General features: G+C 61.6%; 13 protein-coding genes. 6 read left to right on the top strand and 7 right to left on the bottom strand.

Annotation, left to right across the window (positions count from 1 at the left end):
* Positions 1-90: 90 nt before the first annotated feature.
* On the bottom strand, positions 91-1,161 hold the full coding sequence (gene mtnA, locus Q1V60_RS18085) for an S-methyl-5-thioribose-1-phosphate isomerase (RefSeq protein WP_300633094.1): 1,071 nt from the start codon (positions 1,159-1,161) through the stop codon (positions 91-93).
* 109 nt (positions 1,162-1,270) lie between these two features.
* Between mtnA and Q1V60_RS18080 the strand changes: the two genes are divergently transcribed.
* The 4 genes from Q1V60_RS18080 to Q1V60_RS18065 all read left to right on the top strand — a co-directional run bounded on the left by Q1V60_RS18080 (position 1,271) and on the right by Q1V60_RS18065 (position 4,880).
* Entirely contained in the window at positions 1,271-2,602 is a 1,332-nt protein-coding gene (locus tag Q1V60_RS18080; protein ID WP_300633092.1) for a TRZ/ATZ family hydrolase, read from the top strand.
* Between the two features lie 64 nt (positions 2,603-2,666).
* A complete protein-coding gene (ubiG, locus tag Q1V60_RS18075) occupies positions 2,667-3,365 on the top strand; it encodes a bifunctional 2-polyprenyl-6-hydroxyphenol methylase/3-demethylubiquinol 3-O-methyltransferase UbiG (protein ID WP_003172645.1) in 699 nt (232 codons plus the stop codon).
* Positions 3,366-3,369: 4 nt separating this feature from the next.
* Positions 3,370-4,041: an N-acetylmuramic acid 6-phosphate phosphatase MupP gene (mupP, locus tag Q1V60_RS18070; protein WP_300633089.1), complete on the top strand. Its 672-nt coding sequence runs from the start codon at positions 3,370-3,372 to the stop codon at positions 4,039-4,041.
* A 98-nt stretch (positions 4,042-4,139) separates the two neighbouring features.
* Positions 4,140-4,880, top strand: a complete 741-nt coding sequence (locus tag Q1V60_RS18065) for a YciK family oxidoreductase (RefSeq protein WP_300633087.1) — start codon at positions 4,140-4,142, stop codon at positions 4,878-4,880.
* A gap of 316 nt (positions 4,881-5,196) precedes the next feature.
* On the opposite strand, the gene Q1V60_RS18060 is transcribed toward Q1V60_RS18065, so the two are convergent.
* Genes Q1V60_RS18060 through Q1V60_RS18035 form a run of 6 tightly spaced genes read right to left on the bottom strand, consistent with a single transcriptional unit; the run spans position 5,197 to position 11,354 of the window.
* Positions 5,197-6,711, bottom strand: a complete 1,515-nt coding sequence (locus Q1V60_RS18060) for an ABC transporter substrate-binding protein (protein WP_300633085.1) — start codon at positions 6,709-6,711, stop codon at positions 5,197-5,199.
* On the bottom strand, positions 6,693-7,712 hold the full coding sequence (locus Q1V60_RS18055; RefSeq protein ID WP_300633084.1) for an ABC transporter ATP-binding protein: 1,020 nt from the start codon (positions 7,710-7,712) through the stop codon (positions 6,693-6,695). The genes Q1V60_RS18060 and Q1V60_RS18055 overlap by 19 nt, the downstream gene beginning before the upstream one ends.
* Positions 7,709-8,665, bottom strand: coding sequence for an ABC transporter ATP-binding protein (locus tag Q1V60_RS18050; protein ID WP_300633082.1), 957 nt, complete (start codon positions 8,663-8,665; stop codon positions 7,709-7,711). The genes Q1V60_RS18055 and Q1V60_RS18050 overlap by 4 nt, the downstream gene beginning before the upstream one ends.
* On the bottom strand, positions 8,662-9,519 hold the full coding sequence (locus Q1V60_RS18045) for an ABC transporter permease (protein ID WP_300633080.1): 858 nt from the start codon (positions 9,517-9,519) through the stop codon (positions 8,662-8,664). The genes Q1V60_RS18050 and Q1V60_RS18045 overlap by 4 nt, the downstream gene beginning before the upstream one ends.
* Complete coding sequence (locus Q1V60_RS18040; protein WP_300633078.1) at positions 9,516-10,463, bottom strand: ABC transporter permease; 948 nt, start codon at positions 10,461-10,463, stop codon at positions 9,516-9,518. Before Q1V60_RS18040 ends, Q1V60_RS18045 begins: the two co-directional genes overlap by 4 nt.
* Positions 10,464-10,466: 3 nt before the next feature.
* Complete coding sequence (locus Q1V60_RS18035; protein ID WP_300633077.1) at positions 10,467-11,354, bottom strand: proline iminopeptidase-family hydrolase; 888 nt, start codon at positions 11,352-11,354, stop codon at positions 10,467-10,469.
* 183 nt (positions 11,355-11,537) lie between these two features.
* On the opposite strand from Q1V60_RS18035, the gene Q1V60_RS18030 reads away from it, so the two are divergent.
* Together Q1V60_RS18030 and Q1V60_RS18025 are read left to right on the top strand one after the other, a co-directional pair.
* Positions 11,538-12,302 carry a LuxR family transcriptional regulator gene (locus Q1V60_RS18030; protein WP_300633076.1) on the top strand — a complete coding sequence of 255 codons (765 nt, stop codon included), beginning with the start codon at positions 11,538-11,540 and terminating at the stop codon, positions 12,300-12,302.
* Positions 12,303-12,394: 92 nt separating this feature from the next.
* Positions 12,395-13,327, top strand: coding sequence for a proline iminopeptidase-family hydrolase (locus Q1V60_RS18025; protein WP_300633074.1), 933 nt, complete (start codon positions 12,395-12,397; stop codon positions 13,325-13,327).
* Positions 13,328-13,468: the final 141 nt, after the last annotated feature.

The raw sequence follows: 13,468 nt of genomic DNA, 5'->3' as shown, positions 1-13,468 counted from the left end.
AGCAAGCCAGCCCCCACATTTGAATGTGCCCACAAATCCAGATGGGGGGCTGGGCTGGCTGCGAAAGCAATCCGGCAGCCGCCAAAGGCCTCAATGCAGGCGCTTACGGCACATCAACCTGGCCAGCTTGGCGGTGTCCGGACGCTCTACGACGCCTTTTTCAGTGACGATCACATCAATCAGATCAGCCGGCGTTACATCGAATACCGGGTTAAAGGCCGCGACCTCCAGGCGCTGCCCATTAACGTCCAGTAACTCAGCGGGATCGCGCACTTCCAGTGCCACGTCATCGCCGGTAGCCATCATCAGATCGAGGGTGGAACTCGGCGCTACCACCATAAAGCGCACCCCATGGTGCATCGCACACACCGCCAACTGGTAGGTGCCGATTTTGCTGATCACGTCGCCGTTAGCCGCGATGCAGTCCGCGCCGACGATCACCCAGGTCACGCCCTTGGTCTTGAGGATATGTGCCCCCGCCGAATCGGCATTGACCGTTACCGCAATGCCTTCGCCGGCCAGCTCCCAGGCGGTCAGGCGCGAACCTTGCAGCCACGGGCGTGTTTCGTTGACATAAACCTGCTCCACCATGCCTTCCAGGAACGCGGCGCGGATCACCCCCAGGGCCGTGCCCACTCCACCGCTGGCCAAGGCACCCGCATTTCCATGGGTAAGGATCGCCTGGGCATTGCCCTGGTGCTTGCGGATCAGCTCAACACCGAGCTGGGCCATGGTCAGGTTGGCTTCGCGGTCGCTTGCATGGATGGCGACGGCTTCGGCTTCCAGTACCGCCAAGGGGTCGGCGTGTTTTTTGAGCCGGTCGAGGCGCTCGCGCATGCACTTCATCGCCCAGAACAGATGCGATGCGGTGGGGCGAGTTTCGGCCAGCAATGCGTAGTCTTCTTCCCACGCCGCTTGCCAGTCGCCGCCTTCAGCAATGCGCTCGCGGGCAGCCAGCACCAGGCCGTAGGCCGCGCTGATGCCGATAGCCGATGCGCCGCGTACCACCATTGCGCGAATGGCCGCGGCCACCTGGTCGACGGTCGAACAGGCCACCCAGCTTTCCCGAGCCGGCAGCGCACGCTGATCGAGCAGGTGCAGCACGCCATCACGCCACTCGATGGCCTTCACCTTCTCTGCAGCCAACAGTCGGTCGCGCATCCCTTACCCCGTACTCATGAACAAAAGCCGCCGATTATAGCGATCCGCCAGCCAGGACGCTCGGGTATACTTCGCCCTTCTTTTATAGCTGCCCAGGAAGAAGCCTGCGATGACGCCCACTGCCGCCCCGCTCGACTTATTGCTCCTGCCAACCTGGCTGGTACCCGTCGAACCTGCTGGCGTAGTGCTCAAGGAGCACGGCCTGGGTATCCGCGACGGCTGCATCGTATTTATCGGGCCGCGGGCGGCGGCGATGAAGCTCAAGGCCACCGAAGTGCGCGAGCTGCCGGGCATGCTGCTCAGCCCGGGCCTGATCAACGCCCACGGGCATGCGGCGATGAGCCTGTTTCGCGGCCTGGCCGATGACCTGCCGCTGATGACCTGGCTGGAAAAACACATCTGGCCCGCCGAGGCCAAGTGGGTCGATGAAGCCTTCGTGCGCGATGGCACCCAGCTGGCCATCGCCGAGCAGCTCAAGGGCGGCATCACGTGCTTTTCCGACATGTATTTCTATCCCAAGGTCGCCAGCGATTGCGTGCACAACAGCGGCATGCGCGCGCAGATCGCCATTCCGATCCTCGACTTCCCGATTCCAGGCGCCAGCAACGCCGATGAGGCGATTCGCCAGGGCATCGAGCTGTTTGGCGACCTCAAGCATCATCCACGCATCAAGATCGCTTTCGGCCCCCATGCGCCTTATACCGTCAACGATGACAACCTGGAAAAGATCCGGATCATCGCCGAAGAGCTGGATGCCACGATTCATATGCACGTGCACGAAACCGCCTTCGAAGTGCAGCAAGCCGTCGAACAGACCGGCGAACGGCCGGTGGCCCGCCTGAGTCGGCTTGGCTTGCTGGGCCCGCGCTTCCAGGCCGTTCATATGACCCAAATCAGCGAGGACGACCTGGCTTTGCTGGTAGAAAGCAACACCAGCGTCATCCATTGCCCGGAATCGAACCTGAAACTGGCCAGCGGCTTTTGCCCGGTGGAGCGCTTGTGGCAGGCTGGGGTCAATGTGGCCATCGGCACCGACGGCGCCGCCAGCAACAATGACCTGGACTTGCTGGGCGAAACCCGCACGGCGGCGATGCTGGCCAAGGCGGTCGCCGGTTCGGCGACCGCACTGGATGCCCACCGCGCGCTGCGCATGGCGACCCTCAACGGGGCCAGGGCCATGGGCCTGGAACATCAGATCGGCTCGCTGGAAGTGGGTAAAGCCGCGGATATCGTGGCGTTTGATCTTTCCGGCCTGGCGCAACAACCAATCTACGATCCGGTCTCACAGCTTATCTATGCCACCGGACGCGACTGCGTGAAACACCTTTGGGTCGCCGGCAAGCAACTGCTTGACGACCGGCAATTGACCCGCATGGATGAACAACAGTTGACCGCCACGGCCATTGCCTGGGGCCAACGTATCAGCGGGCACAGCGAATAACGCCGCGGCTGAACCCGTGAGTTCAGCCGCGACAAACCGACTTATCAGATTCAGAGGATTCACCATGAGCAACGTCGACCACGCCGAAATCGCCAAATTCGAAGCCCTGGCTCACCGCTGGTGGGACCGTGAAAGCGAGTTCAAGCCCCTGCACGACATCAACCCGCTGCGGGTCAACTGGATTGACGAACGCGTCAACCTGGCCGGCAAGAAGGTGCTGGATGTGGGTTGCGGCGGCGGCATCCTCAGCGAAGCCATGGCCCAGCGTGGCGCTACCGTAATGGGCATCGACATGGGCGAGGCGCCGCTGGCCGTGGCCCAACTGCACCAGCTGGAATCGGGCGTGAGCGTGGAATACCGCCAGATCACCGCCGAAGCCCTGGCCGAGGAAATGCCCGAGCAGTTCGACGTGGTCACCTGCCTGGAAATGCTCGAACACGTACCGGACCCGTCCTCGGTAATCCGCGCCTGTTTCCGCATGGTCAAGCCCGGCGGCCAGGTGTTCTTCTCGACCATCAACCGCAACCCCAAGGCTTACCTTTTCGCGATCATCGGCGCCGAATACATCATGAAGCTGTTGCCGCGCGGCACCCATGACTTCAAGAAATTTATCCGCCCGTCCGAGCTGGGTGCCTGGAGCCGTCAAGCCGGCCTCACCGTCAAAGACATCATCGGCCTGACCTACAACCCACTGACCAAGCACTACAAGCTGGCCAGCGACGTTGACGTCAACTACATGATCCAGACCCTGCGCGAGGAGTAAGCCTGTGAAGTTGCGAGCGGTTCTCTTCGATATGGACGGTACGCTGCTGGACACCGCGCCGGACTTTATCGCCATCTGCCAAGCGATGCGCGCCGACCGTGGCCTGCCACCGGTCAACCCGCAGCACATCCGCGATGAAATCTCCGGCGGCGCGCGCGCCATGGTCGCCGTGACCTTCTCGATGGACCCGGAGTCGCCAGGCTTTGAAGACCTGCGCCAGGAATTCCTCGAGCGCTACCTCAAGGACTGCGCGGTTCACAGCGCACTGTTCGACGGGATGGCCGAACTGCTGGAAGACATCGAGAAAGCCAAGCTGATCTGGGGCGTGGTCACCAACAAACCGCTGCGCTTTGCCGAGCCGATCATGCAGCGACTGGGCCTGGCCGAACGCTCGGCCGTGCTGATCTGCCCCGACCACGTGACAAACAGCAAGCCGGACCCGGAACCGATGATCCTGGCCTGCAGGATGCTCGACCTGGACCCGGCCAGCGTGTTGTTCGTTGGTGATGACTTGCGTGATATCGAATCCGGTCGCGATGCCGGCACCCGTACCGCAGCGGTCACCTACGGCTATATCCACCCGGACGACAACCCCCGCCATTGGGGCGCCGATGTGGTGGTGGACCACCCGTTGGAACTGCGCAAGGTACTGGATAACGCATTGTGCAGTTGCTGATGCGTCATCGCCCTTACGGGCTAATGAAGATCCAAATGTGGGTGCTCCCCGGCTCTCAAGCCCAGTGCTGAACATGTTGAATTTTGTCGAGGCTATTTATGTTTGATTACGCTGCACCTCCAGAACTGCTCAAGGGCCGAATCATCCTGGTCACCGGTGCCGGTAGCGGAATCGGCGCGGCTGCGGCGAAAACCTACGCGGCCCACGGCGCCACCGTGCTGCTGCTGGGCAAGACCGAAGCCAACCTGGCTCAGGTGTATGACGAGATCGAAGCGGCCGGCCAGCCGCAGCCGGTGGTGATCCCGCTCAACCTGGAGACCGCCCTGCCCCATCAATACGATGAGCTGGCGGCGATGATCGAAAAGGCCTTCGGCCGCCTCGACGGTCTGCTGCACAACGCTTCGATCATCGGCCCGCGCACACCTGTCGAACAGTTGTCCGGCGAGAATTTCATGCGGGTGATGCACGTCAACGTCAACGCAATGTTCATGCTGACCAGCACCTTGCTGCCACTGCTCAAGCTGTCCCAGGATGCCTCGGTGGTATTCACATCCAGCAGCGTTGGGCGCAAGGGCCGTGCTTATTGGGGCGCCTATGGCGTGTCTAAATTTGCAACCGAAGGCTTGATGCAAACCCTGGCCGATGAGCTGGAAGATGTGGCCGCCGTGCGCGCCAACAGCATCAACCCGGGCGGTACACGCACCCGTATGCGCGCCCAGGCGTACCCAGGAGAAAACCCGATGGAACGGCCGGCGCCGGAAGAAATCATGCCGGTGTACCTGTACCTGATGGGGCCGGACAGTACCGGCATCAATGGGCAGGCGTTCGACGCGCAGTAAACCTGACACACCACACACCAAAGTGTGGGAGCGGGCTTGCTCGCGAAGGCGGTGGACCAGTCGATATCTCTGCTGACTGGCACTGCGCTTTCGCGGGCAAGCCCTAATGCCGGTCAGTTAAGCGCTAAAGCAGAAAAACCTGCGACCTGTGGCGAGGGAGCTTGCTCCCGTTGGGGCGCGAAGCGGCCCCAAAAATGGGACTGCTACGCAGTCCAACGGGAGCAAGCTCCCTCGCCACAGGGATCGGTTCTGTCTTAACTGACTGGCATTAGAGCAAGCCCGCTCCCACATTTTTTAGCAGGGTGTTCCTTAGGGCTTAGTTTTTCACCACTTCCTCAAGGGTGAAGCGGCCCAGCGGGTTCTGCAGGAAATTGCTCACATTCTTGCGTGAGATATTGATGTACGGGCTGTAATACAGGTCGATCCAGTTCACATCCTGTTTCGCCAGTTTCTGCAACTCGACATACATCTGCTCACGCTTGGCCGGGTCGGCCTCGATGCGTGCCTGCGCCACCAGCGCCTTGACCTCGTCGTTCTTGTAGCGGGTCATGTAGTTCTGATTGGTGTCGTGGCCCAACACGAAGGTGGTTTTCTGGTCCGGGTCGAGGATGTCGTTGGTCCAGTACATCACCGAAATATCGTACTCACCGTCCACCAGCATCTGCCAGCTCTGGGTCGGGTCGACCTTTTGCAGGTTGGCGGTGACGCCGACCTTGGCCAGTTGATCCTTGATGATCACCGCAATCTGCTCGTCCGCTTCATTGCCGGCGTTGACCACGTAGTTGAGCTTCAGGTCCTGAGCGCCTGCATCCGCCAACAGCTTTTTGGCCGCAGTCGGGTCATACGGGCGTTGCAGGTTATTGGCGTAGTGATAGAGCGAGCCTTTCGGGATGTAGGAATAAGCCACGGTGCCCTGCCCGTAAGTGGCGGTCTTTACCAGCGATTGTTTGTCGATGGCCATGTCCAGCGCCTGGCGCACTTGCGGCTTGGCCAGCAGACCGTGCTCATGGTTGATCAGCAGGTGATCTTCACGGGTGGAAGGGTCGGCGTGGATCACCACATTCTTGTCTTTCTTCAGCTCTTCAACCCGAGAGAAGGGTACGAAGATCGCCGTATCGAGTTCATTGTTCTGCACCATGCGCATGCGGGTGTTGTCATCGGTGACGGACACCCATTCCACGCCGTCCAGGCTGACGTTTTTGGCCTGCCAGAAGTTCGGGTTCTTCTTCAGGATCACGCGGTCGCCCTTGCGCCACTCGTCCACGGTGAACGCGCCGGAGGTCACGGGGTTTTCCGAGTAGGCGTCTTCGCCCATGGCCGTCATGGCTTTTTCCGACAGGACCGACACCGTTGGCGACGCCAGTTGCGAGAGAAACGCCACCGCCGGGGTTTTCAGGGTGACCACCAGCGTCTTCGCATCGCCCGCCTTGGCGGTGTCGATCAGGCTGAACGGGTCACTCCACAGCGAAGCCTTGTTATCGCGGATGCGCAACAGGCTGAACGCCGCATCGCCGGCGGTGATCGGCGAGCCGTCGGAGAACTTCGCTTCGCGCAGTTTGAAGGTGTAGGTCAGGCCATCCTTGGAAATCTCCCAGCTTTCGGCCAGGCCCGGTTCCATTTTGGTGCCCAAGTTGTCCACGCGCACCAGGGTGTCGTAGACGTTGGCGAACACCCAGGTATCGCGGTTCTGCGCGCTTTTGATCGGGTCAAACGTCGTGCTGTCTTCACGGCAGCCGATGGTCAGGACGCCGGCGGCCTGGGCCAGGCCGGCGGTGAGGGACCATGCGGTCAGCGTGGCGGCGGCGAGCAATTTCAAAGGACTCGATTGCATGTCATAACTCCTTGTTCATGATGGGCAGGAAGGGTCAAAGGGTGTTCAAGCACGCAACTGTACCGATGCTCGTGCAGTGAATGGGTGGGCGGCAATACCGCGGAACACATGACTTGGGCATACCGGCAACGCGGGTGAAACGCGCAACCGGTAGGCAAATTCAATGGGCTGGGTGGCTCGCCGGGCAACGGCTGCGCAGGCAACGGATGATGCGGGTCAATCTGCGGAATCGCCTCGATCAGCGCCGCCGTATAGGGATGGCGCGGTGCAGTGAACACCGCTTCAACCGGCCCTTCTTCGACGATCTTGCCCAGGTACATCACCGCCACGCGGTCGCACAGGCGGCGCACGATGGCCAGGTCATGGGCGATAAACAGGATCGCCAGGTTCATACGCTGTTGCAATTCCAGCAGCAGATTGATGATCTGGCCCTGGATCGACACATCCAGCGCCGCCACGCATTCGTCGGCGATGATCAAGCGCGGCTCCACCGCCAGCGCCCGGGCAATCCCCACGCGCTGGCACTGGCCGCCGCTGAGGGAGCCGGGCTTGCGCGCGGCTAATTCAGGCCGCAGGCCAACCAGCGCCAGCAGCTCGTCGACACGGGCGCGGATGTTTTCCGGCGCGACCTTGCGCTGCACCCGCAGCACTTCGGCAATGGTTTCACCGATGGTGTGACGCGGGTTCAAGGCGGCGTAAGGGTCCTGGAAAATCATCGCGGTTTCCTGGCGCAACCGCGCAATATCGATTGCGCTGCCCTGAGCCATGTCGACACCGTCAAACAGCACCTGCCCGGCGCTGATCGGGTTGAGGTGCAAAATCGCCCGGCCCAGCGTGCTTTTACCGCTGCCGGACTCGCCCACCAGGCCGAGGGTTTCACCGGCGGCAAGGTTCAGCGACACGCCGTTCACCGCCCTCACCCACTGCCTGTTCAACCCGAACAGGCCGCTGCCGGACGCTGCAAAGCGTACCTCCAGGTCCTTGATCTGCAACAGGCTCATGGGTGCCCTCCAAGGGGATAGTGACACGCAACCCGCGCGCCTTCCGGCAACCGCTCGGTACACAGGGCGCCGACCTGCGGGCAGCGGGGGTTGAAGCGGCAACCGCCGGGCAACGCGTCGAGCAGCGGTGGCTGGCCGGGGATGGTGCGCAGCAGCGCATGGCCGCTGCTATGAGCCGGCTGACAATCGATCAGGCCGGCGGTGTACGGATGCCGCGGATGGGCGAGCAGTTCGTATTTACTGCCGTGTTCACACAGGCGCCCGGCATACATCACCGCGATGGAATCGCAACTTTGCGCCACCACGCCGAGGTCATGGGTGATCATGATGATCGACAGGCCACGCTTGTCGCGAAGGTCGAGCAACAGCCGCAGGATTTGCGCCTGCACCGTCACATCCAGGGCGGTGGTGGGTTCGTCGGCGATCAGCACCTTCGGGTTGCAGCCCAGGGCCACCGCAATCATCGCGCGCTGGCGCATGCCGCCGGAAAATTCATGGGGATAGTTGTCGACACGGGCTTGCGGGTCGGGAATGCCCACTTGGCGCAGCACCTCGATGGCCTGCATGCGCGCCTCTTTTTTCGAGGCGCCTTGATGCAGACGGATGCCCTCGGCGATCTGCTCGCCGATACGCATCAACGGGTCCAGGTGACTGCTGGGGTTCTGGAAGATCATGCCCAACTGCCCGCCACGAACGGCGCGCATACCGGCTTCATCCAGGCGCAACAAGTCCTGGCCGGCCAGCTGTACCGCGCCGCCTTGCACGCGCAGGTTGGGCGATGGCAGCAGGCGCATCAGGCCGCGACACGCCAGGGTCTTGCCTGAACCGCTTTCACCGACCAGACCCAGGATCTCGCCTTCGGCCAGGTCAAAGGACACGCGGTCGACCAGGCTCAACTCGCGCCCGGCGTTATTGGCGATCACGCTGAGGTCGCGCACTTGCAAAAGGCTCATGCACGATCCCCCAACACCTGCGCCACGCCATCGGCCAGCAGGCTGAAGCCCATGGCCAAGGTCACGATGGCCACGCCTGGGAAAGTGCAAATCCACCAGGCGGTGGTGATAAAGGCCTGGCCCTCGGCGACCATCGTTCCCCATTCGGCGGTCGGTGGTTGCACGCCCAGCCCCAGGTAGCTCACGGCAGCACCGTTGAGCAGCACCAGCACCGCGTCGGACATGGCAAACACAATCGAGCCAAACATCGCATTGGGCAGCAAATGCCGAAACAGAATGCGCCCATGGCCAAACCCGAGGCTTTTGGCGGCCAGGGCAAAGTCGCTTTCCTTGAGCACCAGGATCTGCGAGCGGATCAACCGTGCATACGACACCCAACCCACCAGCGCCATGGCGATGTAAAAGCTCTGCAGGCCAGGCCCGAGAATGGCCATGATCGCCAGCATCAGCACAAGGAACGGGAACGCCAGGACCACATCGATCACGCGCATGCACACCGTGTCGAAGCGCCCGCCGATATAGCCGGAAACCGCGCCGACGAAGGTGCCGATCATGAACGGAAAGATCACCCCGACAATCGCCAGTTGCAGGTCGATGCGCGCGCCCCAGATCACCCGTGAAAGAATGTCGCGACCATAGTTGTCCGTGCCGAATGGGTGCGCAAAACCCGGCGCCAGCAGGCTCATATCGGTGTTCTGCGCAATCGGGTCGTAGGGCGCGATCCACGGCGCGAACAGCGCCAGGGTCAACCACGCGAGCAGTATCGACAGGCCCCACGCGGCAGTCAGCCGACCGTTGCGAAAACCCAGGCGCAGCCGCAGGCGCCAGGGAGCGATCAATGGGCGACTGGTCATTGCATCTTCACCCGTGGGTCGAGGGCTACCGTCACTACGTCAGCGATGAAATTGACCACCACCGTCGCGCAGGCCAGTACCATCGCCACGCCCTGTACCACCATGTAATCGCGGGTAAAAATACCGCGCACCAGCAACTGGCCGATGCCGGGAATGGCGAACAGGCTTTCGATGACCACCGTGCCGCTGATCAGCCAGCCGATGTTCACGGCCAGCAGGTTGACCGCCGGCACCAGGGAATTGGGCATTACATGGCGGCGGAACACGGCGGCTTCAGAAAGCCCCCGCGCCCGTGCCGCGGTGACATGGTCAGCCTGCAACTCCACCAACATGCTGGCGCGCAAATTCCGCACCAGCACCGCCGACAGCGCCAACGCGATGGTCAGACACGGCAGCACCATATGATGAGCCTTGTCCAGCCAAGTGCGACCGTAACCGGACACGGGGAACAGGCCCCATTGAACGCTCAGCAACAGGATCAGCATCAGGCCCAGCCAGAACGCCGGCATGCCCAGGCCGACCGTGGTGAACACGCGGATCAGGTTGTCCGTCCAGCCGCCTTTATTGCGCGCCGCCAGTGTCGCCAGCGGTACCGCGATCAACAGCGCCAGCAACACGCTGCCGAGCACCAGCACCAACGTCGGTTCGATACGAGTGGCGATCAGCTTGAGGGCGTCGACCTTGTACAACAGCGATTGGCCGAGGTCGCCCTTGAGCAGGTTCTTCAGAAAGTAGAAATATTGCAGCCACAAAGGCTCATCGAGGCCGTACTGGGCGCGGATTTTCAGCAACGCGTCCGGCGTGCTGCGCGAGCCCAGCAGCGCACGCGCCGGATCGCCCGGGATCGAGCGCACCAGCACGAAGGTGATCAGGCTGATGCCCAATAGCACCGGCAACAATTGCAGGGGCCGGGACAGTACGAAGCGGTAACGCGCCAGGTTCATCCGTCAGCCTCGGTGGCGGGCGAGAAAGTCCAGCAGCACCGGGAAATATGCCTGGGGTTCTTCATAGAACGGCATATGGCTGCTGTTGGGAAAGACATGCAGTTCGGCGTGCCGGGCCGCCATCTTCATGCGCATCGCACAGGCCGGCGTGAGCTCGTCGTGCTGGCCGGTGGTGATCAGGATCGGCATCGTGAAATCGGCCATTTCAGCAAGGCGGTTCCAGTCCTTGAGATTGCCGATGTAAAGGAATTCATTGGGCCCTTGCATGGTTTCGTAAGGCCCCATGTTCCAGTCGCCAAGGGAGCGCTTGACCGGTTCCGGCCACTCCTCCAGGCGACACACGTGGCGATAGTTGAGCAAGGTGATGGCGGCTTGATACTGCGGGTGGTCGAGGGTGCCCATGGCTTCATGGCGCTGCATCATGGCCACGGTTTCGCTGCCGAGGGCGCCGCGCAGGCGCTCAAGTTCCCGGGACAGGTGGGGAATATCGCCGACTGTGTTTTCGAGGATCAGGCTTTTCAGCCTGTCGGGGTAATGGATGGCGTATTCAATGCCCAGCCAACCGCCCCAGGAATGCCCGAGCAGGTGCACACGGCCCAGGCCGAGGGCTTGGCGCACGGTTTCCACTTCGTCGACATAACGGCGGATTTCCCACAGGGAAGCGTCGTTCGGTCTGGCTGATGCGCCCGTGCCAAGCTGGTCGAATGCAACCACTCGCAGGTTATGTTCTTTGAGCCAGCCATGGGCGTCGCGCAAGTAGTCACACGGAAGGCCCGGGCCGCCGTTGAGGCACAGCAGCACCTCATCGCCTTCACCAAAGCTGTAGACCACGAGGTTATGGCCGTCGACTTGCACGTTGTACTGCTGGTCGGGGGCAATTTCACGCCACATGCATACATTCCTTGTGTTGTATCGGCCTGGCAGGTAGTGGCCGTTTATCACGCCAACACTACCGAGGATGCCGCGCGTCCATAACCTAGTACTTCTTATAGGTTTGGCCTGGCAGTCCTTCGCCGGGGCGTGGCATTCTACTTGCAGCACGTCGAGATTCAAATGAATTCGGGAGCAGAACGGATGCTGGCCAAGCTAACTGCGTTCAATAATCGTCTGATGCCGGGCAGGAGCCTGGACGAGCAGATGGACAATACGTTTATCCTCGCCCAACAGCTGGGCTTCGATGCGCTGGTGTACGACTACACGCCGGTGCCCATCGACCTCAATGGTGCGCTGATCACGCCCTCGGTGCTGCAACTGCGCAACACGCCGGACGACTGGCACGCCCTGTGGTGCAGCGAAGGGTTCTATCAGATCGACCCGGTGCAACACCTGGCCTTGCGCAGCGTGTCGCCATTTGTCTGGTCGTATGAGGCAAAAGCCGAGACCGCACTGCAAAAGATCATCGACCCCTGCCATGCACCCGTTTGTTCCTACCTGCACGAACAGCAGTTGACCTGCGGCGTCAGCGTGCCGATCCACCTGCCCCGCGGCGGCTTCGCCTCGTTGACCGGCTTGCGCACCGGCACGGCGAGCACGGTATTGAAGGATGCGCAGCAAACCTTGTCGGACTTCAGCGTGATCAGCCATGCGTTGCAGGAAGCGGCTTATCCGTTGTTCAACAAAGCGTTGCGCACCTACCCGCATATCCATCTGACCAAACGCGAACGCGAGTGCCTGAAATGGGCAGCCGAAGGCTTGACCGCCGCCGAGATAGCCACGCAATTGACCCGTTCGCTGGCGGTGGTCACCCTGCACCTGGCGTCGGCCATGCACAAACTGGGGGCCAAGAACCGCGTGCAGGCGGTAGTGCGAGCCACCCACTATCGCTTGCTGGACGACTGATGCGTACGCAAAACCTAGCTGTTTTGCTAGTTACCTAAACGTCGCGTGCAGATTATCGTATCCCTGATCCTTTTTTCAGAGCAGGGTACGAAATGGAATTCATCGAGAAAGTCCGCGAAGGCTACGCCCCCTTCGGCGCCTATCAGACGTGGTATCGCATCACGGGTGAGCTGACTACAGGCCGCACACCCCTGGTGATCATCCATGGCGGCCCCGGCTGCACCCACGATTACGTCGACGCGTTCAAGGATGTGGCCGCCAGCGGCCATGCGGTTATTCACTACGACCAGTTGGGCAATGGTCGCTCAACGCACTTACCGGAAAAACCCGCTTCGTTCTGGACCGTCGGCCTGTTTCTCGACGAGTTGAACAACCTGCTCAACCACCTGCAAATCAGCGACAACTACGCGATCCTCGGGCAGTCCTGGGGCGGCATGCTCGGCAGCGAACATGCGATCTTGCAGCCCAAGGGCCTGCGTGCCTTTATCCCGGCCAACTCACCGACGTGCATGCGCACCTGGGTCAGCGAGGCCAATCGGCTGCGCCAGCTGTTGCCCGCAGGCGTGCATGAAACCTTGCTCAAACATGAAGCCGCCGGCACCTACCAGGACCCGGAATACCAGGCCGCCTCGCGGGTGTTTTACGACCAGCACGTGTGCCGGGTCAACCCGTGGCCGGAAGAGGTGGCGCGCACTTTCGCCCAGGTCGATGCCGACCCGACGGTGTACCACGCCATGAGCGGCCCGACTGAGTTTCATGTGATCGGCAGCCTGAAGGACTGGAACGTGATTGGCCGCCTGTCGGCCATCAAGGTGCCGACCCTGGTGATCTCCGGTCGTCATGACGAAGCCACGCCATTGGTGGTCAAGCCGTTTCTGGATGAAATCCCGGACGTGCGCTGGGCGCTGTTCGAAGACTCCAGCCACATGCCTCATGTGGAAGAACGCCAGGCGTGCATGGGCACAGTGGTGAAGTTTTTGGACGAGGTGTGTTCGATACGGCAGACGGCGCTCAAAGCCGGTTGATGCGCCAAAACTGTGGGAGCGGGCTTGCCCTAATGCCGGTCAGTTAAGCGCTAAAGCAGAAAAACCTGCGACCTGTGGCGAGGGAGCTTGCTCCCGTTGGGGCGCGAAGCGGCCCCAAAAATGGGACTGCTACGCAGTCCA

This window comes from Pseudomonas sp. (genome assembly GCF_030147005.1).
GTDB lineage: Bacteria > Pseudomonadota > Gammaproteobacteria > Pseudomonadales > Pseudomonadaceae > Aquipseudomonas.
The sequence above is the reverse complement of the archived record's forward strand: the minus strand, read 5'-3'. Positions and strand labels throughout refer to the sequence as shown.